This window comes from Lentzea alba (assembly GCF_047445655.1).
GTDB lineage: Bacteria > Actinomycetota > Actinomycetes > Mycobacteriales > Pseudonocardiaceae > Lentzea > Lentzea alba_A.
In genome coordinates, this window is sequence record NZ_JAJAEG010000008.1 from 1 (window position 1) to 21200 (window position 21200).

At 67.8% G+C, this 21200-nt stretch carries 20 protein-coding genes; 6 read left to right on the forward strand and 14 right to left on the reverse strand.

From position 1 onward, the window contains the following. Positions 1-477: 477 nt before the first annotated feature. A complete protein-coding gene (gene tyrS, locus LFM09_RS14495) occupies positions 478-1752 on the reverse strand; it encodes a tyrosine--tRNA ligase (protein ID WP_414096943.1) in 1275 nt (424 codons plus the stop codon). Positions 1753-1819: 67 nt separating this feature from the next. On the opposite strand from tyrS, the gene LFM09_RS14500 reads away from it, so the two are divergent. Then, positions 1820-2257, forward strand: coding sequence for a hypothetical protein (locus LFM09_RS14500; RefSeq protein ID WP_414096944.1), 438 nt, complete (start codon positions 1820-1822; stop codon positions 2255-2257). On the opposite strand, the gene LFM09_RS14505 is transcribed toward LFM09_RS14500, so the two are convergent. Further along, positions 2241-3536, reverse strand: a complete 1296-nt coding sequence (locus LFM09_RS14505; protein WP_414096945.1) for an SMI1/KNR4 family protein — start codon at positions 3534-3536, stop codon at positions 2241-2243. The two genes, LFM09_RS14500 and LFM09_RS14505, sit on opposite strands and share 17 nt — an antisense overlap. Positions 3537-3574: 38 nt before the next feature. On the opposite strand from LFM09_RS14505, the gene LFM09_RS14510 reads away from it, so the two are divergent. After that, entirely contained in the window at positions 3575-4615 is a 1041-nt protein-coding gene (locus tag LFM09_RS14510; protein WP_414096946.1) for a toll/interleukin-1 receptor domain-containing protein, read from the forward strand. On the opposite strand, the gene LFM09_RS14515 is transcribed toward LFM09_RS14510, so the two are convergent. From LFM09_RS14515 to argC, 9 genes are read right to left on the reverse strand one after another with little or no spacing between them, the layout of a single operon-like run. Next, positions 4607-5209, reverse strand: coding sequence for a DNA-3-methyladenine glycosylase (locus LFM09_RS14515; RefSeq protein WP_414096947.1), 603 nt, complete (start codon positions 5207-5209; stop codon positions 4607-4609). The two genes, LFM09_RS14510 and LFM09_RS14515, sit on opposite strands and share 9 nt — an antisense overlap. Continuing rightward, the gene (gene argH / locus LFM09_RS14520; RefSeq protein WP_414096948.1) at positions 5199-6590 is read right to left on the reverse strand and encodes an argininosuccinate lyase; all 1392 of its coding nucleotides are present in this window, start codon (positions 6588-6590) and stop codon (positions 5199-5201) included. The genes LFM09_RS14515 and argH overlap by 11 nt, the downstream gene beginning before the upstream one ends. A 12-nt stretch (positions 6591-6602) precedes the next feature. Continuing rightward, positions 6603-6869, reverse strand: a complete 267-nt coding sequence (locus tag LFM09_RS14525) for an argininosuccinate synthase (protein WP_414096949.1) — start codon at positions 6867-6869, stop codon at positions 6603-6605. Further along, positions 6862-7347, reverse strand: a complete 486-nt coding sequence (locus tag LFM09_RS14530; RefSeq protein ID WP_414096950.1) for an arginine repressor — start codon at positions 7345-7347, stop codon at positions 6862-6864. The genes LFM09_RS14525 and LFM09_RS14530 overlap by 8 nt, the downstream gene beginning before the upstream one ends. Further along, entirely contained in the window at positions 7344-8276 is a 933-nt protein-coding gene (argF, locus tag LFM09_RS14535) for an ornithine carbamoyltransferase (RefSeq protein WP_414096951.1), read from the reverse strand. The genes LFM09_RS14530 and argF overlap by 4 nt, the downstream gene beginning before the upstream one ends. Further along, positions 8273-9430: an acetylornithine transaminase gene (locus LFM09_RS14540; RefSeq protein WP_414096952.1), complete on the reverse strand. Its 1158-nt coding sequence runs from the start codon at positions 9428-9430 to the stop codon at positions 8273-8275. Before LFM09_RS14540 ends, argF begins: the two co-directional genes overlap by 4 nt. Beyond that, complete coding sequence (gene argB / locus LFM09_RS14545; protein ID WP_414096953.1) at positions 9427-10296, reverse strand: acetylglutamate kinase; 870 nt, start codon at positions 10294-10296, stop codon at positions 9427-9429. The genes LFM09_RS14540 and argB overlap by 4 nt, the downstream gene beginning before the upstream one ends. Beyond that, entirely contained in the window at positions 10293-11465 is a 1173-nt protein-coding gene (argJ, locus tag LFM09_RS14550) for a bifunctional glutamate N-acetyltransferase/amino-acid acetyltransferase ArgJ (protein ID WP_414096954.1), read from the reverse strand. Before argJ ends, argB begins: the two co-directional genes overlap by 4 nt. Continuing rightward, positions 11462-12484: an N-acetyl-gamma-glutamyl-phosphate reductase gene (gene argC / locus LFM09_RS14555; protein WP_414096955.1), complete on the reverse strand. Its 1023-nt coding sequence runs from the start codon at positions 12482-12484 to the stop codon at positions 11462-11464. The genes argJ and argC overlap by 4 nt, the downstream gene beginning before the upstream one ends. Positions 12485-12651: 167 nt before the next feature. On the opposite strand from argC, the gene LFM09_RS14560 reads away from it, so the two are divergent. The 3 genes from LFM09_RS14560 to LFM09_RS14570 are packed head-to-tail and all read left to right on the forward strand — an operon-like array spanning position 12652 to position 16245. Then, positions 12652-14139 (forward strand): sensor histidine kinase, encoded by a 1488-nt coding sequence (locus LFM09_RS14560; protein ID WP_414096956.1) that lies wholly within the window; start codon positions 12652-12654, stop codon positions 14137-14139. Then, a complete protein-coding gene (locus LFM09_RS14565; protein ID WP_414096957.1) occupies positions 14136-15593 on the forward strand; it encodes a sensor histidine kinase in 1458 nt (485 codons plus the stop codon). The genes LFM09_RS14560 and LFM09_RS14565 overlap by 4 nt, the downstream gene beginning before the upstream one ends. Positions 15594-15603: 10 nt before the next feature. Beyond that, the gene (locus LFM09_RS14570; RefSeq protein WP_414096958.1) at positions 15604-16245 is read left to right on the forward strand and encodes a response regulator; all 642 of its coding nucleotides are present in this window, start codon (positions 15604-15606) and stop codon (positions 16243-16245) included. On the opposite strand, the gene sthA is transcribed toward LFM09_RS14570, so the two are convergent. Then, positions 16232-17647 (reverse strand): Si-specific NAD(P)(+) transhydrogenase, encoded by a 1416-nt coding sequence (gene sthA / locus LFM09_RS14575; protein ID WP_414096959.1) that lies wholly within the window; start codon positions 17645-17647, stop codon positions 16232-16234. The genes LFM09_RS14570 and sthA overlap by 14 nt on opposite strands. Positions 17648-17730: 83 nt before the next feature. On the opposite strand from sthA, the gene LFM09_RS14580 reads away from it, so the two are divergent. Further along, positions 17731-18774 carry a 2-oxoglutarate and iron-dependent oxygenase domain-containing protein gene (locus LFM09_RS14580; protein ID WP_414096960.1) on the forward strand — a complete coding sequence of 348 codons (1044 nt, stop codon included), beginning with the start codon at positions 17731-17733 and terminating at the stop codon, positions 18772-18774. Here the strand turns inward: LFM09_RS14580 and LFM09_RS14585 are convergent. Both LFM09_RS14585 and LFM09_RS14590 read right to left on the reverse strand, forming a co-directional pair. Beyond that, positions 18740-19744: a hypothetical protein gene (locus LFM09_RS14585; protein ID WP_414096961.1), complete on the reverse strand. Its 1005-nt coding sequence runs from the start codon at positions 19742-19744 to the stop codon at positions 18740-18742. The genes LFM09_RS14580 and LFM09_RS14585 overlap by 35 nt on opposite strands. A gap of 20 nt (positions 19745-19764) precedes the next feature. Continuing rightward, entirely contained in the window at positions 19765-21144 is a 1380-nt protein-coding gene (locus tag LFM09_RS14590; protein ID WP_414096962.1) for a glycoside hydrolase family 28 protein, read from the reverse strand. Positions 21145-21200: the final 56 nt, after the last annotated feature.

Below are 21200 nucleotides of genomic sequence, written 5' to 3' on the forward strand. Positions count from 1 at the left end.
CTGTGTTATCGGCACGCTGTTGAGTTCTCAAAGAACACGCGCACATCATCACGCTCCGCCATGCGACGGCTCGATCCGAGGCTGTGTCGTACATAAGCTTGTGTTTGAAACTTCGACGCCCTTGGCCTCTGAGCTCAGACGAGCTACCGGCTGGGTCTTCATCGTTTCGCGGTCACCCACTCTACCACAGTCCGTGGAAGCTTGGTTCGTGACCCTCGCCGCACTCCGTTCCGGTGTTCCCGGCCCGTTCCGCGCTGGCAGAGAGAAAGTTACACGCACGCCAACTGGGGGTCAAATCGGGGGCAACCCAGCCACCTGCGATTAAGAAACCGCAGGTCAGCAGCCCCGTACAGGACCCACGAACAAGCTATCGCAGCCCATATGCCGTGCACACTGTGACCGCGATCACACCGAGAAAGATCGAAGGCCGCCGACCCGAACCCGGATCGACGGCCTTCAGACGACCAAAAGCACTGGTCAGAGCAGCACGCGCACGCCCGCGTTGTTGCGCTTGCCGCGACGAAGCACCAGCCACGTGCCGTGGAGCAGGTCCGACGGCGCCGGCTTCCACTCCTCGTCGGTCACCTTCGTGTTGTTCACGTAGGCGCCGCCCTCGTTGACAGTGCGCCGCGCGGCTCCCCGGCTCTCGGCCAGTCCCGAAGCGATCAGCAGGTCGACGATCGTGGGCTCGTCCGCCAGCCGCACCTCACCCGTGGGCGCCTCGGCCAGGGCCGCTTCCAGCACCGACGCGTCGAGGTCGCGCAGCTCGCCGCGGCCGAACAGCGCCGACGACGCCAACTGCACCTGCTGCGTCGCGCGCTCGCCGTGCACCAGGTCCGTGAACTCCTGCGCGAGACGCTTCTGCGCGACACGCAGGTGCGGCTTCTCCGCGGTCTCCTTCTCCAGCTCGTCCAGCTCCTCACGCGAGAGGAACGTGAACAGGCGCAGGTAGCGGAGCACGTCGGCGTCACCGACGTTCACGAAGTACTGGTACCAGGCGTACGGCGAGGTCATCTCCGGGTCGAGCCACACGCTGCCGCCACCGGTCGACTTGCCGAACTTGCGCCCCTCGGCGTCGGTGACCAGCGGCGCCGTCAACGCGTGCACCTGCTTGCCCTCGACCCGGCGGATCAGGTCGACACCGCCGACGATGTTGCCCCACTGGTCCGAGCCGCCGACCTGCAACGACGTGCCGTAGCGCCGGTTGAGCTCCAGGTAGTCGTTCGACTGCAGCAGCAGGTAGCTGAACTCGGTGTACGACATGCCGTCGGATTCGAGGCGGCGCTTCACCGTTTCGCGGGACAGCATGACGTTGATCGAGAAGTGCTTGCCGACGTCGCGCAGGAACTCCAGCGCGCTGACCTGGCCGGTCCAGTTGAGGTTGTTCTCGACGATCGCGCCCGTGGGCGACGAGTCGAACTCGACGAACCGCTCCAGCTGGCCGCGGATCCGGTCGGCCCACTCGGCGATGGTGTCGAGCGGGTTCAGCGTGCGCTCGCCGGTGTCGCGCGGGTCGCCGATCATGCCCGTGGCGCCGCCGGCCAGCACGATCGGCCGGTGCCCCGCCATCTGAAAGCGCTTGAGCATGAGCAGCGGGACCAGGTTGCCGGCGTGCAGCGACGGCGCGGTCGGGTCGAAACCGCAATAGAGCGTGAGCGGGCCGCCGTCCAGGTCCTTCCGGAGTGCGTCGAGGTCGGTGGACGTCGCGATCAGACCGCGCCAGGACAGTTCGTCAAGGATGTGCTCGCTCACGGCACTCATTGTCGCCTACCAGGTCGAACGGGTTTCCACCCGGTACGCGGACGGGTAACCGGCAGCCATGACGGAGCCACGTGACGAGTTGCGGCGGCCTACCGAACGCATGCCGCGCGTGAACGAACCAGTCGTTGAAGAGGTCGTTGAACGGGACGACACCTACCGCAAGGCACGGACGGTGCACACCGTCTGCGCAGTCATCGACATCGTGTGTTGGATGTTCGCCATCGTGCTGTTCGTGCACATCTTCCTGGTCGTAGCGGACGCGAACGCCGGCAACGGCTTCTTCCAGTTCGTCGCCGGTTGGGCCAGCGGGATCACGCTCGGCCTGGACGGCTTGTTCACGCCGGACAGCCCCAAGGTCGGCACGCTGTTCAACGAAGGCCTCGCCGCTCTCTTGTGGCTGCTCATCGGCGCGTTGCTGACCAACCTGATCGCACGGCTCGCACTGCCGGTCGAACACCGGCGAGCCTGGTACCGCAGGACTACGCCCGTCCGCTGATCACGCGGCGCGGCAACACCACGCCCAGGCTCTCGGCCCAGTCGAGAGCCTGGGCGAGTGACCGTTCACCGACGAGCGTGGCGGCGGCCGGGCGGACGGTGCACCGCCGCCACTGCTCCGCGTTCAGCGTCAGGTGATCCACCTGCGGCAACGACTCGACGTCCACTTCCGCAGCGGACACGTCGAGCACGCGCAGCTTCGGGAACGTGGGCAGGTCAACGCGCGCACCGCTGACCGCGAGAGAAGTCAGCTGCTCCAGTGCGGGAAGTTCGACCTCGGTCGCGGTCACGCGGAGACGTTCCAACGGAAGATCCGCCAGCCCGCCGAGCTGGAGCCGCCCTCCACTCACGTCCAGGACACGCAGGTCCACCAGGCTCGCGAGCGGAGCGAGGTCCCCGTCCCCGAGCTCGTGCAGTAAGAGTTCCCGCAGCGCCTGGAACTCCTGTGCCACCTCGGCGACCACGTCGAGGTCGTGGTCCGGCGCGTAGAACCGCCCCGTCATCCCGGGATGGTCGTGGCGTTCCGGCGCGCGGTGCCACTCGCTCACGGATCCGGCGAGGAGTTCCAGAGGGTCGCAGGTCCAGGACGGCTGGATCACCTGACCGACGTGACCGCGCGGACCAGGAGCGAGGTCGACGCACACGGTCACTCCGGCCGGATACCGCACGATCGGCACCCACAGCGGATGGAACCCGACGAGCTGCACGGCGTCCCGGGGTCCGCCGTACGGGATCACCTCCGTCCAGTTGAACGGGCTGAGCGACAGGTGCGCCTCGAATTCGAGCAGATCACGCCGAACACCGAGGACCTCGTCCGCCGGCAGCAGGGTGTGATCCCCGAACTCGGTGACACCGCTGAGGTACAGCTCGTGCACCTCGGCCGGCAGGGGCACGCCGAGCTCGGCTTCGACGGCGGCCAGCGGGCCGGTCGACACCACCTCGGTCCGCTCGTACGGCGCGATGAGGTGACGTGGCCGCGGTTCGAGCACGACGCTGTAGGTGGGCGGCAAGTACCCGGTGCGCTGGTCGATGCCGTCGGTGAGCAGCGCCGTGAACGCTCCGTCCGGCTCGACCTTCATCTCGACGACCACGTTGCCGTCCGCGCCAAGTTCGACCAACGACTTCAAGTCTCGCGTACGCACGTTGTCCTCTGACGGTCCAGACGACACTCGTTGGCTCGTGTACCCGTATTCGCAGTGAGCGCGCAACGTCAGGTACTCGTACCCCGGCTCGGCTTGGGCGACGAGCTCCGCAGCCAGTTCGGTCAGCAGTTTCTCCACGTGATCCCCCAGAACGACGAGAGCCGTACTTTAGACCGGTGCCTGAGTACAAGTTCGACGTCGCTCCGTCCTTCGCCGAAGAGGATCGGGATCGGGTGCTCCCGATCGTCAAGCTCCTGAAGCGGGCCGGCGTCGACGTCTTCTACGACAAGGACCGCGAGGTCGAGATGTGGGGGCGCGACCGCGTCGAGTACTTCACCGAGACCTTCAGCCACAGTGCGAGGTTCGTGGTGCTGTTCAGCTCGAAGCACTACGTCTCGAAGTGGACGCGCCTTCAGAGCCGTGCCGCGATGGCGCGCGCGCTGGAGGAAAACACCGAGTACGTGCTGCCTGTCCGGATCGACGACACGCCCGTGCCCGGTCTCTTGCCCACCATCGCGTACCTCGACGTGCGAGAGCACAGCGATGAGGTCATCGCGCAGGCCGTTGTGGAGAAGCTCGCGCAGCACCGTGCGTCGTTCACTCCTACTACGCCGATCACACCGCAGTCAGTCGCCGCGCTTGTGCGGGAGAAGCCGCGCGGCTGGGAGTACCTCCTGTACGTGACCGTTGTGTCGCAAGGACTTCGCGAGCTGGAGTCGAAGTACTGGGAGCACTTCCTGCGGTACGCGCCGCGCAACGGATCCGTCGAGCACGGCAGCGGGATCACGTTGATCCGCGATCGGAACGTGCTGCTGAGCGAGATCATCAAGGTCGCGGTGGAGACGCTGTTCACCGTGGAGACGCAGGAGGCCGCGTTCGGAGCCCCTGGTACGCCTGGGGATCCGGACCGGATCGTGCACCTCGGTGAGCTGTTCGTGCGGACGTTCGACGAGATCCTGGAGTGGGCGCGCGGCATCCACGGGACCAGCTACGCGCATGAGTCCGCACGGCTCGTGGCACGGCTTCAGGCGCGGTTCGCGGATCAGCAGCTGCAGGCGATGCACGGGCTGGCGGAGAACCTGCGGGCCGTGGCGGACACGTTGGTCGAACGGCTGACGGCGGGCGAGCAGATCGACATGACCGTGCCGCTGGTGTTCGAGGTGGACCCCGCGTTGGAGCAGGAGTTCAAGGCAGAGCTGGAGAAGCTCTCACGCTGACTTGCGGCGCTTGCCGCCTCTCTTGTACGTCGACACGGCCGGAGAGTCGATCCAAAAGCGCCACGGCACATCCATCGCAACAGCGACACCAACGCGCGGACCCGAGAACACCTGACCGGCCGGCTCCCCCGCGTACAACCGCACCGGCGACGAAGCGGACGTCAGGTCCAGGCCGTTCGACGAGCGGTCCAAGCCGAGGACCTTGCACAGCCGTGCGGGTCCCTTGGCCAACTCGGCTGCCGAACGTGAAGCAGGGCGTCGAGAGAACGCGACGTCTTCGCCCGACACCACTTCACCGGCGCGCAGCAGCACCGCGCCTGGAACGCCATCGGTCAGAGACACCACGTTGGCGCAGAAGTGCATGCCGTAGACGAAGTAGACGTACAAGAAGCCGGCCGGCCCGAACATCACCTCGTTGCGCGGGGTCTTGCCGCGGTAGCAGTGCGACGCCGGGTCGTCGCCGCCCCGGTACGCCTCCACCTCGACGATGCGCACGCGCACGTCGCCGGCCTCCAGATACGAACCGAGTAGGAGCTGGGCCGCGTCGACCGGGTCGACCGCCAGCTCCTCCCTGGTCAGCAGCCTAGAAGTCACGCGCCGCCGCAGCCCGCGAGACCAGCGCGTCCAGCTGCTCGCGGACGCGTGAGGGAGCCGTGCCGCCGTGCGCGTTGCGAGAGGCGATGGAACCCTCGACCGTCAGCACCGAGCGGACCTCAGGGGTGAGCGCGGGCGAGATGGCGAGGAACTCGGCGTCCGTCAGGTCCTCCAGGCCCACGCCACGAGACTCCGCGGCACGCACGCACGCGCCGGCCGCCTCGTGTGCGACGCGGAACGGAACGCCTTGGCGCACAAGCCATTCCGCGATGTCGGTGGCCAGCGTGAAGCCCGCCGGCGCCAGCGAAGCCATACGTGAGACATCGAACTTAAGCGTTCCGACCATGCCGGCGAACGCGGGCAGCAGGATCTCCAGCTGCTCTACCGAGTCGAACAGCGGTTCCTTGTCCTCCTGCAGGTCGCGGTTGTAGGCCAGCGGCTGGGCCTTCAACGTCGCGAGGAGGCCGGCGAGGTTGCCGATCAGGCGGCCCGACTTGCCGCGCGCGAGTTCGGCGACGTCCGGGTTCTTCTTCTGCGGCATGATCGAGCTGCCGGTGGACCAGGCGTCGTCCAGGACGGCGAAGCGGAACTCGGCGGTCGTCCAGATGATGATCTCTTCGGCGATGCGCGAGAGGTTCACGCTGATCATCGCCAGCACGAACGCGATCTCGGCGGCGAAGTCGCGGGACGCGGTGCCGTCGATGGAGTTCTCGACCGGCGCGTAGAAGCCCAGGTCAGCGGCCACCTTGGCCGGGTCGAGGCCCAGCGACGAACCGGCCAGCGCGCCCGAGCCGTACGGGGAGAACGCCGCGCGCTTGTCCCAGTCGTGCAGACGGTCGACGTCGCGCAGCAGCGCGTGCGCATGAGCCAGGAGGTGGTGCGACAGCAGCACGGGCTGCGCGGACTGCAGGTGCGTGCGGCCCGGCATCACGGCGCCGAAGTTCGTTTCCGACTGCGCGGCCAGCGCGTCGACGACGTCCAACACACCGGCGGCGACGCGGCGAGCGCCGTCACGCAGCCACATGCGGAACAGGGTGGCCACCTGGTCGTTGCGGGAGCGGCCCGCGCGGAGCTTGCCGCCGAGGTCCACACCAGCACGTTCGATCAGGCCGCGCTCCAGAGCGGTGTGGACGTCCTCGTCCTCCAGCACCGGGGTGAACGCGCCGGACTCGACGTCGGCGAGAAGCTCGTCCAACGCCTTCTGCATGCCGGCGAGCTCGTCGTCTGACAGAAGACCCGCCGCGTGCAGCACACGGGCGTGCGCGCGCGAACCGGCGATGTCGTACGGCGCGAGACGCCAGTCGAAATGCGTCGACAGCGACAAACGGGCCATCGCCTCGGCCGGCCCAGACTCGAACCGGCCACCCCACAAAGAACTCATCACACGCAACTTTCAGCTAGCGAAGTCGTAGAGCGATTCTTCCGAACGGGCCACGAGACCGACCACGCGCCCCTCGTACAGCGCGACGTCGACCTCGCCGGAACCCGACGGCAAAGCCATCCGTGCGACCCGGACCGCGACCGAGCCCAGGCTGGACCTGATCACACCGGCGCGGAAGTTGAGCTCACGCACAGCCTCCGCCACCGACACCGTCTCACCGTCCACGGCCACGGGCACGCCGTCGTCAAAGGTCAGAACAGCGTGCACGGGCTCATTCATCGACGGAACCCGTGGACAGAGCGGCGATCCGATCCGCGAGCTCGGACCCCGTCATCGGCTCACGCGCCACGACCAGGATCGTGTCGTCACCCGCGATCGTGCCGACGACCTCGTGCAACGCGGCCCGGTCCAGCGCCGAGGCCAGGAACTGCGCCGCACCCGGCGGTGTGCGCAGAACCGCGAGGTTGCCGGAGAAGTCGGTGGAGACCAGCAGCTCGCCGAGGACTCGCGCGAGCCGGGTGGTACCGCCCTGGATGCCGCGCACCGGGCTGCCGTCCTCGGGGATCACGTAGATCGGCGCGCCGCCGTCGGGACCGCGCAGCTTCACCGCGCCGAGCTCGTCCAGGTCGCGCGACAACGTGGCCTGGGTGACCTCGATGCCTTCCGCGGCCAGGAGTTTCGCGAGCTCGGACTGGCTGCGGATGACGAGCTGGCTGACCATCTCGACGATGCGGCCCTGACGGGCGGTGCGGGTCATGACGACTGCTCCAGCAACCACACGAGCAGCGCTTTCTGGGCGTGCAGGCGGTTCTCGGCCTCCTGCCACACCAGCGACTGCGGGCCGTCGAGCACCTCGTCGGTGATCTCCCAGCCCCGGTGCGCGGGCAGGCAGTGCAACACCGTCGAGTCGGGCTTGCCGGTGGCCTCCAGCAACGAGGAGTTCACCTGGTACGGACGGAACGGGCCGACGCGGTCCTTGCCGTCGTTCTCCTGGCCCATCGACGTCCACGTGTCGGTGACCAGCACGTCCGCCCCGTCGACCGACTCGCGCGGGTCGTTGATCAACGCCACCGAACCACCGGTCTCGGCGGCACGCTTCTTGGCGTCCTCCAAGAACTGCGGGTTCGGTACGAACGAAGCCGGCGCACCGATCCGAACGTGCATACCGGCCGTGGCGCCACCCAACAACAACGAGTGCGCCATGTTGTTGGCGCCATCGCCCAGGTACGTCAACGTCAGACCGGCCAACCGGCCATAACGGCGGCGGATCGTCTGCAGGTCCGCAAGCACCTGACACGGGTGGAACTCGTCGGTCAGCGCGTTCACCACGGGAATGCGCGAAACGGAAGCCATCGCTTCCATGCGCGCCTGAGCGAACGTCCGCCACACCACGGCGTCGACGTACCCGGACAGGATCCGCGAGGTGTCCTCGATCGTCTCCTCGCGGCCCAGCTGCATCGACCGGCCGTCGATGATCACCGGGTTGCCGCCGAGCTGTGCGATGCCGACCTCGAACGACAACCGGGTGCGCGTCGAGTTCTTCTCGAAGATCACCGCGACGGACTTGGGGCCCGCCAACGGCTTCGCGGTGAACCGGTCCGCCTTGTAGACGTCCGCGAGGTCGAGAACGGCCGACTGCTCGTCGGGCGTCAGGTCGTCGTCACGGAGGAAGTGCCGCAGAGTCACGCCTGCTCCTCAAAGAAAGTCGGCAGCGCGGCCACGAACGCCTGCGCGTCGGATTCGTCCAGGATCAGCGGCGGCGCCAGTCGGATGACGTCGGGCTGGATGGGGTTGATCAGGTAACCGGCCTTCTGCGCGACCGCGGCCGCCTTCGCCGAGACCCCCTCGCGCAGCATGATGCCGAGCAGCAGACCGGCACCCCGCACCCCGGAGATCGCCGGGTGGTGCAACGCCTCCACGCCGGCCGCGATCTCCTTGCCGACAGCCGAAGCGTGCTCCAACAGGCCTTCCGCGGCGATCGTGTCGAGCACTGCGAGAGCGGCCGCGCAGCACACGGGGTTGCCACCGAACGTGGTGCCGTGGTGGCCGGGCTTGAACAACTCGCCCGCCGCGCCGAACCCGATGGTGACGCCCAGCGGCAGCCCGCCGCCGATGCCCTTGGCCAGGGTCATGACGTCCGGCACGATCCCGGCCTGCTGGAACGCGAACCACGTGCCGAGCCGGCCGACACCGGTCTGCACCTCGTCGAGGATCAACAGCGCGCCGTGCTCGGAGGTGATCCGCCGGGCCTCCTGGAGGTAACCCTCCGGTGGCATCACGACACCCTGCTCGCCCTGGATCGGCTCGACGATGAACGCCGCGGTGTCGTCGTCGATCGCAGCCTCAAGAGCAGCCACGTCACCGAACGGGATGTGCGAAACGCCAGGCACCAACGGCTCGAACGGCGTGCGCTTCGCGGGCTGACCGGTCAGCGACAGCGCGCCCATCGTGCGGCCGTGGAAGCCACCCACAGTGGAAACGATCTTCGTACGACCGGTGCGGCGCGACATCTTCAGCGCCGCTTCGTTGGCCTCCGCGCCCGAGTTGCAGAAGAACACCTTGCCCGGCACTCCGCACAGGTCCAGCAAGCGCTCGGCCAGCGCCAGCGCCGGCTCGTTCACGTAGAGGTTCGAGGTGTGGCCGAGCTTCGAGATCTGCTTCGTGACGGCCTCGACGACCTTCGGGTGCGCGTGCCCGACCGCGTTCACCGCGATCCCGGTCAGCAGGTCCAGGTAGCGGTTGCCGTCGGTGTCCCAGACGTAGGCGCCCTCGCCGCGCTCCAACGCCAGCTGAGGTGTGCCGTAGTTGTCCATCATGGACTCTTGCCACCGCGAGGTCATTTGTCCCCCAAGACCATCGTTCCGACGCCCTCAGTCGTGAAGACTTCGAGCAAAACGCTGTGGGCCAGCCGCCCGTCGATCACGTGCGCCTGCGGCACCCCGCCGCGCACCGCCCGCAGGCAGGCCTCCATCTTCGGCACCATGCCGCTTTCCAGGTCCGGCAGGATCTTCTCCAGCTCGGCGGCACGGATCTGGTGCAGCAGAGACGACTTGTCCGGCCAGTTCGAGTACAGGCCCTCGACGTCGGTCAGCACGACGAGCTTCTCCGCACCCAACGCGACGGCGAGCGCACCAGCGGCGGTGTCCGCGTTCACGTTGTGCGGCACGCCGTTGACGTCCGGCGCGACCGACGACACGACCGGAATCCGGCCCGCACGAACGATGTCGAGCACCGCGTCCGGGTTCACCTCGGTGATGTCGCCGACGAGACCGATGTCGACCTCTTCGCCGTCCACCACGGCACCGCGGCGCGTGGCCGTGAACAGGTGCGCGTCCTCACCGGAAATGCCGACCGCGTAAGGACCGTGCTGGTTGATCAGCCCGACGAGCTCGCGTCCGACCTGCCCGACCAGGACCATCCGCACGACGTCCATGGCCTCGGGCGTCGTGACGCGCAGACCGCCGCGGAACTCGCTGTGGATGCCGAGCCTGTCCAGCATCGACTTGATCTGCGGACCACCGCCGTGCATGACGACCGGGCGCAGGCCGCACAGCCGCAGGAACACCATGTCCTCGGCGAACGCCTTCTTCAGCTCGTCGTCGACCATGGCGTTGCCGCCGTACTTGACGACCACCAGCGCGCCGCGGAAGCGTTCCAGCCACGGCAGCGCTTCGACGAGGACTGCCGCCTTCTCTTGTGCGTTCATGAGGAGTACGCGCTGTTCTCTTCGACGTAGTCGTGGGACAGGTCCGTGGTCAGCACGGTGGCCTCGGCGTCACCGACGTTGAGGTCGATGACGATCTCGATCTCGCGACCGGAAAGGTCGGCCTCGCTTCGGTCGCGGTCGCGGGTTCCGTTGCGGTACAACGACACGCCGTTGATCAGGATCTGCAGCACGTCCGGGTCGATCTCGGCGTCCGCGCGGCCGAGCGCCATCGCGATGCGGCCCCAGTTCGGGTCGCTGCCGAACAGCGCGGTCTTGACGAGGTTGTCCTCGGCGACCGTCCGTCCGATGAGGACGGCCTCGGCCTCGGAAGCGGCCTGCTTGACGGTGATGCTGATTTCCTTCGTCACACCCTCGGCGTCGCCCTGGAGCTGCTTGACCAGATCGGCGGAGACCTCGGTGAGCAGAGCCACGAAGTCCTCGAACGAAGGCTCGACACCCGAAGCACCGGAAGCCAAAACCAGGACCGTGTCGTTGGTCGACGTGCCACCGTCGACGTCGAGCCGGTCGAACGTGCGACCCGTGGCGAGGCGCAACGCCTTGTCCAGCGACTCACCGGAGATCTTGGCGTCCGTGGTGATGACCGACAGCATCGTGGCCATGTTCGGGGCGAGCATGCCCGCGCCCTTCACGAACCCGCCGACCGACCAGCCGTCCGCGGAAGCCTTCCACGACTGCTTGGGCCGGCTGTCCGTCGTCATGACACCGGTGGCGGCGTTGAGACCGGCCTCCACCGACGAGTCCAGCGCCTTCACGACGTTCTCGACACCGGTCAGGATCTTGTCCATCGGCAGGCGCTCACCGATCAGGCCGGTGGAGCAGACCGCGACGTCGACCGCGCCGGTGCCGAGCACCTCGGCGACCTTCTCGGCGGTGGCGTGCGTGTCCTGGAAACCCTCGGGGCCGGTGCACGCGTTGGCACCACCGGAGTTCAGCACGACCGCGGTGAGTCGTCGCGACTGGATCACCTGCTGCGACCACAACACCGGCGCGGCCTTCACCTTGTTCGTGGTGAAGACGCCGGCGGCGGAGTCCTGCGGGCCGTCGTTCACCACGAGGGTGAGGTCGAGGGCGCCGGACTCCTTGATCCCGGCGGCGATCCCGGCGGCCCGGAAGCCCTGAGGTCCGGTGACGCCCTTGTTGCGGTTCACGGTGCGACTCCAACGGTCGAGAGGCCGGTCGTCTCCGGCAGGCCGAGAGCGAGGTTCATGCACTGGACGGCGGCACCAGCGGTGCCCTTGGCGAGGTTGTCGACGGCGGCCACGACCACGAGCCGGCCCAGGTCCTCGTCGACGGTGACTTGCAGCTGGACGGCGTTCGAACCGAGGACGGCGTTCGTCGTCGGCCAGAAACCTTCGGGCAGAAGGTGCACGAACGGCTCGTTCGCGTACGCCTTCTCGTAGGCCTCGCGAACGGCACCGGTGTCCTTCAGCGACGCGGTGCAGGTCGCGAGGATGCCCCGCGACATCGGCGCCAGCACCGGCGTGAAGCTGACCTTGATCGGCCGGCCCGCCGCGGCGCTCAGGTTCTGCGTGATCTCCGGCGTGTGCCGGTGCGCGCCACCGACGCCGTACGCGCTGGCAGAGCCCATGACCTCGGACCCGAGCAGGTTCGGTTTCAACGACTTGCCGGCACCCGACGTGCCCGACACGGCGACGATGACGACCTCGTCCTCGATGAGGTCCACGGCCGGGGCCAACGCCAACGACGACACCGTCGGGTAGCACCCCGGGACGGCGACGCGGCGTGCGCCCACGAGCCTGTCCCGCTGACCAGGAAGCTCTGGCAGCCCGTACGGCCAGGAGCCCGCATACGCGCCGCCGTACCACCGGGTCCAGTCATCGGCACTGGTCAACCGGTGGTCGGCACCGCAGTCGATCACGACTGTGCGGTTCTCGGACTCGCCGAGTTGCTCGGCCAGCTCGGCTGAGTGACCGTGGGGCAGCGCGAGGAAAACGACGTCGTGGCCCTTCAACGTCTCGACGGACGTCTCCAGGAGTTCACGATCGGCCAGGGGCAGGAGGTGCGGCTGGTGTTTGAACAGCTTGTCGCCGGCGCTGCTGTTGGCGGTCAGCGCGCCGATCTCGATGTCCGGGTGGCCCAGGAGCAGGCGTAGCAGCTCGCCTCCCGCGTACCCGCTGGCACCGGCTACCGCGATCCTCACTGTCATGCGCATGATTATGCACGGTCATGCAAAACCACTCAACTTGATTGCCATCTCATCGAAACACGCCAAAACGAGTTAGGGCACCCTTACGTGAGCGTGGCCACCCGGCCACCCGATCGGGGCCACCTGGCGCTGTGAGCACGCCGACCGGGTCGACCATGATGATCAGCGTGAACGTGAGGCTGCGCGACGGACTCTGGGCGGCCGGGGCCTTTCTGCTGGCACTGGTGGCGCTGGTGGCACCGCTCGGCCGGCCCGTCCACTGGTGGCTGATCCTCGCGTCGGCGGTGTGGGCGGCGGCGCTGGTGCCGATCAGCGCCCGTTGGCCGAGGTGGGCGATGGTGCTCACCGCTCCCCTCAACGCGGTGAACAACCTGCTGGCGATCGCACCGACGTCGCTCGTGGTCTTCCGGGCGGCCCGGTCGATCCGCTCGACCTGGCAGCAGTGGGCGCTGATCACCACGACGGCGGTGCTGCAGGCCGGGTTCGGAGCGCTGCACTCGTGGCGTGCCGGGGACAGCATGTTCGAGTACGTCATAGGCACGGTGTTCACCGTGGTGTTCCTGCTGCTCTTCCCCGCTGTCGCCGGTGCGCTCGTCGGACGCCGCAAGCCGTTGACGCAGGTGCTGATGGAGCGCAACGACTACCTGGAACACGCGCGCCTCCTCACCGCGAGCACCGCACGATCTGACACGCGCGCGCACATCGCGAGCGAGATGCACGACATGCTCAGCCACCGCCTCCGCCAGTTGACCGCGCACGCGGGCGCGTTGGAGGACGTCGCCGCGAAAGAGGCCCCTGAGCTGCGCGAACAGGTCGAGCTGATCCGCAAGACGTCCGCTGTGGCGATGGAGGAACTGCGCGAGATCCTCGGCGTGCTCGGCGCCACCGAGGCCAATGAGGACGCCGGTACGCGCGCGGACGTCGAACGGCTCGTGGCGGCGTCGTCAGATGCCGGTGTCTACGTGCAACTCGACTGGTCAGGCGACGATCTGTCCGATGCCGACGCACGGCTGCGAAGGGCAGTGCATCGGGTCGTACGCGAAGCACTCACGAACGTGCACAAGCACGCGCCGTCAGCCCGGACCCGCGTGTCGGTGCAGGTCGCCGAACGGGTGCGGGTCGAGGTGGCGAACGGTCCCAGCAGCGAACCCCGAGGTGGCGGCACCCGCCGTGGGCTCATCGGGCTGGAGGAACGGGTCGGGCTGATCGGCGGGGCGTTCGCCGCAGGTCCGGTCCACGGTGGGTTCCGGGTGGCGGCCGACCTCCCGTTGCACCCGGTGGTGCAGGAGGAGGCGGGTGCGGCGGGTGCCGTGGCCGAGGCTCCCCCGCCCATCACCGCCGAGATCCTCACCGTGCCGCGTGTGATCGGCAGCGGCTGCCTCGCCACGCTCTCCGTCGTCCCCGCGCTCGGCACGGCGTTCGTGCTGCTGATGGTCGCCGTCTTCACCCAGGCGGAGATGAGCAGGCAGCAGTTCGACGCGTTCCAGGTGTCGGTCACGCGGGAAGCCGACGTCACCGAGGAGCACGGCTTCGGCGTGCCGTCGAACGACTCCGGCTGCCTGCGCTACCACGTGCGCGACGAGGACGACCGCGACGTCCAGCTCTGCTTCAGCAGGGACGGCGTGCTGACCTCGAAGAAGGAGATGGCCCGGTGAGGTTCGTCTGGCCGGTACTCGCGTTCCTCGTCGGACTGGTGCCGCTGATCGCCCCGCTGGCGCCGATCCCGCACCCGTTGCTGACCGTCGCCACCGCGCTGTGGATCGCGGTCCTCGTCTGGTTCGCGCCGCGACACCCGCAGTCGGTGTTGCTGCTCACCGCGCCGCTCTTCGCGGTCAACAACCTGTGGGCGCAGGCCGTCACGGTGTTCGTGGTCTTCGCGGCGTCGCGGCGCATCACCCGGCTCGGCCGGCTGTGGGCGTTGCTCGGGATCGCGTTGGTGCTGCAGGGCGCGTTCAGCCAGCTGCAGGAGAGCTACCGGAACATGCCGCTGTGGGAGTCCGTCGTGGGCGCCGCGATCGGCGCGGTGTTCTTCGTGGTCTTCCCCGCCGTGTCCGGCATGCTGCTCGGCCACCGCAAGCCGATGGTCCGGTTGCTGCAGGAACGCAACGAGTACCTGGAGCGGGCCCGTGCGCTGACCGCCGCGTCGGCCCGTTCCGAGGAACGCGCGCACATCGCGGGCGAGATGCACGACATGCTCGGCCACCGGCTCAGCCTGATCTCCATCCACGCCGGCGCGCTGGAGCTCGCGACCGCCAGGAAGGCCCCGCAGCTGCACGAGCGGGCGGAGCTGATCCGCACCACCTCGTCACTCGCGATGGCCGAGCTGCGCGAGATCCTCGGCGTGCTGCGGACCAACCCCGAACCCGAGTCGCTCGACGAGGACACCGGCACCCGCTCCGACATCGCCGCGCTGGTCGAGAGCTCGTCGGCGTCCCTCGACTGGTCCGGTGACGACCTGCACGGCGCCGACCCCCGCACGCGCCGTGCCGTGCACCGGGTCGTCCGGGAAGCACTGACCAACGTGCGGAAGCACGCCCCGATGGCCCGCACGCGCGTGCAGGTCGCGGTCCAGGGCGGACGGGTCCGGATCCAGGTGGTGAACGGGCCCGCCGACGTCGTTCCCGCGAAGGGCACCCGGCGTGGGCTGATCGGCCTGGAGGAACGCGTCGGCCTGCTCGGCGGCTCGTTCAGCGCCGGGCCGCCGTTCGAAGGCGGGTTCCGGGTCGCGGCGGACATCCCGCTGCGCCCGGCGGTCCAGGCCGTCACCGAGGCCAGAGAGGTGCCGCCACCGCTCGCCGCCGAGGTGCTGACCGTGCCGCGGGTGCTGGGCGGCGGGTGTCTCGGGCTGCTGGCGTTGCTCCCGATCGCCGGGGCGTTGATCGTGCTGCTGGTCTTCGCGTTGCTCAACCCCACGCAGATGAACGCGCCGTTCTTCGACTCGATGCAGGTCGGCGTGACCACCGAGGACGAGGTCATGGGCCAGTTCGGTTTCGGGGCGATCGGCGTGGACGGGTGCTCGCGGTACCGGACCTCGCACAACCCCGAGCTGCTCTACAAGCTGTGCTTCCGCGACGGCAAGCTGGCCTCGAAGGAGCAGGAGAAGCCGTAGGGTGCGGGGCGTGATCCGAGTCCTCATCGCCGACGACGAAACGCTCATGCGCGCCGGGATCCGGTTGATCCTGGAGAACGACCCGGAGATCACCGTGGTGGCCGAGGCGAGCGACGGCAAGCAGGCCGTCGAGCTCAGCCTCAAGCACTCCGTCGACGTCGCGTTGCTGGACATCCGCATGCCCGGCGGCGACGGCCTCAAGGCCGCCGAGCAGATCGCCGGGCACGCCAACGTCGTCATGCTCACGACGTTCGGCGAGGACTCCTACGTGGCGCAGGCGTTGAAGGTCGGCGCCACCGGGTTCCTGCTCAAGGACACCCCGCCGCAGGAGCTGATCAACGCCGTCCGCAAGGCCGCGACCGGTGAACCGATCCTCGCGCCGCAGATCACCAGGCGCCTGATCGAGAGGCACCTGACCGCACCGGACGACGGGTCGGAGGCGCGCCGCAAGATCGACACGCTCACCGACACCGAACGCAACGTGCTCAAGCTCGTGGGCGAAGGCCTGTCCAACACCGAGATCGGCGAACAGCTCTACATGGCGACCGGCACGGTGAAGGCGCACATCAGCCGGATCCTGCCCAAGCTGGAGTGCACGAACCGCGTGCAGGCCGCCATCGTGGCCCACGACGCGGGGCTCACCCGGTCGTGAAGCGGTCCAGCGCCCGGATCTTGTTGGTGGCGTCCAGAGCAGCGACCTTGTACGCCTCGGACAGCGTCGGGTAGTTGAAGACCGTGTCGACGAGGTAGTCGACCGTACCGCCACACCCCATCACGGCCTGGCCGATGTGCACCAGGTCCGTGGCGCCCGTGCCGAACACGTGCACGCCGAGGATCTTCCGGTCCACAGTGGACACAAGAAGCTTCAGCATGCCGTACGCGTCGCCCACGATCTGGCCGCGTGCCAGCTCGCGGTACCGCGAAATGCCGACCTCGTAAGGAATCGCGGACGAGGTGAGCTCGGTCTCCGTCGCGCCGCAGTACGAGATCTCCGGGATCGTGTAGATGCCGATGGGCTGCAAGGCGGTCAGGTCGTGCACCGGCTCGCCGAACGCGTGGTACGCGGCCAGCCGGCCCTGGTCCATCGACGTCGCGGCCAGCGCCGGGAACCCGATCACGTCACCGACGGCGTAGATGTGGTCGACCGGCGTGCGGTAGTGCTCGTCGACCGACAGACGGCCGCGGCGGTCGGCCTCCAGGCCGGCGGCGGGAAGGTCCAGCTTGTCGGTGCAGCCCTGGCGACCGGCCGAGTACATGACCGCCGCGGCCGGGATGCGCTTGCCGGAGGCCAGCGTCGTGATCGTGCCCGAGTCGGACACCGAGACGTCCACGACCTTCTCGTCGAAGCGGAACGTGACGGCCTGGTCGCGCAGGTGGAACTTCAGCGACTCCACGATCTCCGGGTCGCAGAAGTCCAGCATCTTCTCGCGCTGCTCGACGACCGTGACGCGGCAGCCGAGCGCGGCGAACATCGACGCGTACTCGATGCCGATCACGCCGGCACCGACGACGACCAGCGACGACGGGATCTCGGTCAGTGCGAAGACCTCGTCGGAGTCGAGGATCCGCTCCTCGTCGAAGTCCACGGCGGACGGACGAGCCGGCGTGGTGCCGGTCGCGATGACGATGAACTCGCCGGTGATCCGGATGTGGTCGCCGCGATGACTTCCTTCCACCGCAACGGTGTGCGCGTCGACAAAGCGACCGAAGCCATTCAAAAGGTCAATACCGTTGCGGTGCAGCTGCGCGCGCACGACCTGGACCTCGCGGCCGATCACGTGCTGCGTGCGGGCCATCAGGTCGGAGATCGTGATGTCCTGCTTCACCCGGTAGCTCGCGCCGTACAGCTCGCGCTGGCTCATGCCGGTCAGGTACATCACGGCTTCACGCAGGGTCTTCGACGGGATGGTGCCCGTGTTCGCGCAGACGCCGCCGACCATCTCCTGCTTGTCGATGATGGCCACGCGCTTGCCCAGTTTCGCACCCGCGATCGCCGCCTTCTGGCCACCAGGACCAGAGCCGATGACGATCAGGTCGTAGTCGTACGACGTCATGGTCAGCAGCCTACCGAGACGAATACGATTCCACCCCTGAACGAAATATGAACCCGATGGGCGGAACCGTCGTTCGTTGGGCCATGACCGAACTACGCACCTTCCGCTTGCCCGAGATCGTCACCGGCTCGGACGACGACGTCGAGCTCGGCCGCCAGCTGATCGCCGCCTGGCAGGCCGACGGGATTCTGCAGATCGCAACGGACGCGGTGCAGGACCGAACCACCGAAGAAGCCATGGAGGCCAGCAGAAGGTTCTTCCACGGCTTGTCGCTCGAGGAGAAGTCACGCCTGGTCAGCGACCTGACCTACGCCGGCTACATCGCGTCGGGCGAAGAGGTCACCGACGGCATCGCCGACTACTCGGAGATCTTCACGGTCTGCAAGGACGTTCCGCTCGACGACTCGCGCGTCGTCGACAAGTGGCCGTGTCACGGGCCGGTTCCGTGGCCGGACAACGACTACCGGGACGCCATGAAGTCGTTCATGGACATGCTGGGCGAGTCCGGCGAGAAGATCCTGCAGCTCACCGCACTGGGCTTCGGGCTCGACATCGACACGTTCACCAGGCTCAGCGCCGACGGCTGGCACCACATGCGGGTGCTGCGCTTCCCCACCAAGTCCGAGACCGTCGACCGCGGCATCGGCGCCCACACCGACTACGGCATGCTCGTCCTGGCCGCACAGGACGACGTCGGCGGCCTCTACGTCCGTCCCCCGATCGAGGGCGAGGAACGGCCGCGCAACTGGCTGCCGGACGAGTCGGCCGCAGGCTGCTTCCAGGACGCGGAGGGCTGGAACTTCGTCGAGCCCGTGCAGCACGTCTTCACCGTGTTCCCCGGCGACATCCTGCAGTTCCTGACCGGCGGCAAGCTGCTCTCCACGCCGCACAAGGTCCTGCTGAACACGCGCGAGCGGTTCACCATGGCGTACTTCCACGAGCCCAACTTCGAAGCCGTCGTCCGCCCGCTGGACGACCCGCACGGTGACGACGTCATCCACTACGGCACGCACTTCACCAACATGTTCATGCGTTGCTACCCCGACCGCGTCACCACGCGGCGGATCCTGGAAGAGGACCGGCTGACCGTCCTCAGCGAACTCCGCTCCGGGGTTCGGCACTCCTGAACGGCAGGATCAGGTCGAGCAGGCGGGCCGTGGCGCGGTACTCCGCGACACGGTCCGCGAACGGCCGTTGCACGATCTTGTGCACGGCGTCCTTGGACAGGCGTTCGTAGGCCGGCACGGTGTCGTTGCTCAGGAAGTCCCAGCGGTCTTCCCGGTTCGCGTAGTTGAACGCGGGCAACGGTCCGCCGAACAGCGGCCGGTACTGCGCCAGGGTCTTCCCGCCCGGCACCGGCATCGGGCCGGCCACGGTGATCGCGTACGTGACGACCTCACCGGGCGGCAGCAGCCGGGACCGCATCCGGTCGAACTGGTCCGGGATCACCTGGTTCTGCTCGCGGGACGAGAACTCCATGACCGCCTGGGCGGGATCCGCCCAAGCCGCCGTGGTCACGTCGTCGATGAGGCCCGCGTCGCGCATCTCCTCCACGGCCTTGATCCCACCGTGGAGGTAGGCGGCGTGCATCGCGCCGAGGTCCATGAAGATGTGCTTCTGCATGGACATCAGCATCGAGGAGAAGAACCGGAACTCCGGCAGCAGCCCGAGGTCGAGCATGCCGGCGGCGAACGCGGGCGCGCCGATGTTCGCGAACCCCATCCACCGCAACGTGTCCGGGTGCTGCGTGTACAGCCGGGCGTAGAAGTCGTAGACCGCGAAGATCACCGAGCGGTTGGACTCGGCGCTGCGCTGCGGGTCCCAGTCGGACAGGTTCACGCCGGCGTCCTGAGCCGCGCGGACGATCCAGTAGTGCCACAGCAGCGCTTTGAACCTGGTCGGCGAGATGCCCTTGGCGCGATGGCGGTTCAGGGCGGCCTCGAGCGTGGCGACGTCGTACGGCAGGTCGGGGTGGACCCCGCCCCTCTGTTCCCCGTTCCCGTTGGACAGCGGCAGATCCAGGTAGTCCACCGTGTCCGCCTTGGTGGCGCCCATGCTGGTGAGCACGAGCGCCGCCACAACCATGAGCACACGCATGAGCGCAAATGGTACGGGGATCAAGCAGGCTTTCCGTTCACAGTGGTGCCCGGGAAAGTGATGTTTTGCGCGTTCGTTAGCTTGTTGCCGCCCTTGGAGATCGAAGTGAACTTCGAATTCGACACGATGACGTTGCTCACTTTGGACGCCGATAGGCCATCGATCTCAACGGCGTACTCCTTTGAGCCCGCAACCATTAGGCGTTCGAACGTGAGGTTTCGGACCGTCGGATTCACGACTGGGCCCGAGTTGCCGGAACCGCTGTAGTTCAACGTGATGAAGACCGGCGACTTGGTCAGCTTGTTCGCGGTGATGTCGCGGAAGTGGACGTTCTCGATGACTCCACCGCGATACTTGCTGGTCTTGATGAAGACCGCGTACCAGAGCTGGTCGGCGTTGTTCGCCGGGTTCACCCGGCAGTTGCGCGCGAAGACGTTGCGCGCGCCGCCGGACGCCTCGCTGCCGATGCAGATCGCGCCGCGGTTGGAGAAGACGAACGTGTTGTTCTCGATGACGATGTTCTGCGACGGCAGGTTCACCCTGCGCCCGTCGACGTCGCGGCCGGACTTGATCGCGATGCAGTCGTCACCGGTGTTGAACGTCGAGTCCTTGATGTGGACGTCGGTGCAGCACTCCGGGTCGACGCCGTCGTTGTTGCCGCCGCCGCCCCGGCTGTTGACCGTGACGCCCTCGACCGTGATGTTGCGCGACTTCACCGGGTGCACGCTCCACATCGGCGGGCGTTCGATGGTGATGCCGCTGATCAGGATGTTCTCGCAGGACACGAACTGGATCAGGTTCGGGCGGAGTTTGTGCGCCTCGCCGAGCCTGCGCTGCGCGACCGGAGTGCCCTGCTCGCCCCACTTCTGCAGCTGGGACCAGCTGGATCCGCCACTGCCCCACGGCTTCCAGGTCTGCCCCTGGCCGTCGAGGACACCCTGTCCGGTGATCGCGATGTTGGTGGCCTTGTTGGCGTAGACGAACGCCTGGAAGTTCATGCACTCGATGCCCTGCCAGCGGGTCTCGACCAGGGGCAGGTACTTCTTCGGGTCGGGGCTGAAGAGGAGCTTGGCGCCCTTGTCGACGTGCAGGTTCACGTTGCTGAGCAACGTGATGCCGCCGGTGAGGAACGTGCCGCCCTTCGCGAGGACCCGGCCGCCACCCGCTTGGCCGGCTGCTTCGATCGCCTTCTTGAACGCGGCGGTGTTGTCGGTCTTGCCGTCCGCCTTGCCGCCGTACGCGGTGACGTCGAAGGTCCTGTCCGGGAACGTCGGCGGCTTGATGCGGGCGAGGATGGCCTGGACTTCGTCCCACGGATCGGCCTGGGCTGTGCCGGGAACGAGCATTCCCGCCGCCACGAGTCCGGACACCTTGAAGAAGTCCCGCCGGGGAACGGCCATGATCCGCCTCCACTGCAAACGTTTACAGCGGCGGGGTGAGCGTCAGCCTATACGGT

Excerpts from the sequence above, each read along its gene's own strand:
- LFM09_RS14500 (WP_414096944.1), top strand. The coding sequence starts at position 1,820 with ATGACGGAGCCACGTGACGAGTTGCGGCGGCCTACCGAACGCATGCCG.
- argH (WP_414096948.1), bottom strand. The coding sequence starts at position 6,590 with ATGAGTTCTTTGTGGGGTGGCCGGTTCGAGTCTGGGCCGGCCGAGGCG.
- LFM09_RS14525 (WP_414096949.1), bottom strand. The coding sequence starts at position 6,869 with ATGAATGAGCCCGTGCACGCTGTTCTGACCTTTGACGACGGCGTGCCC.
- LFM09_RS14530 (WP_414096950.1), bottom strand. The coding sequence starts at position 7,347 with ATGACCCGCACCGCCCGTCAGGGCCGCATCGTCGAGATGGTCAGCCAG.
- LFM09_RS14540 (WP_414096952.1), bottom strand. The coding sequence starts at position 9,430 with ATGACCTCGCGGTGGCAAGAGTCCATGATGGACAACTACGGCACACCT.
- argB (WP_414096953.1), bottom strand. The coding sequence starts at position 10,296 with ATGAACGCACAAGAGAAGGCGGCAGTCCTCGTCGAAGCGCTGCCGTGG.
- argC (WP_414096955.1), bottom strand. The coding sequence starts at position 12,484 with ATGACAGTGAGGATCGCGGTAGCCGGTGCCAGCGGGTACGCGGGAGGC.
- sthA (WP_414096959.1), bottom strand. The coding sequence starts at position 17,647 with ATGACGTCGTACGACTACGACCTGATCGTCATCGGCTCTGGTCCTGGT.
- LFM09_RS14580 (WP_414096960.1), top strand. The coding sequence starts at position 17,731 with ATGACCGAACTACGCACCTTCCGCTTGCCCGAGATCGTCACCGGCTCG.
- LFM09_RS14585 (WP_414096961.1), bottom strand. The coding sequence starts at position 19,744 with ATGCGTGTGCTCATGGTTGTGGCGGCGCTCGTGCTCACCAGCATGGGC.
- LFM09_RS14590 (WP_414096962.1), bottom strand. The coding sequence starts at position 21,144 with ATGGCCGTTCCCCGGCGGGACTTCTTCAAGGTGTCCGGACTCGTGGCG.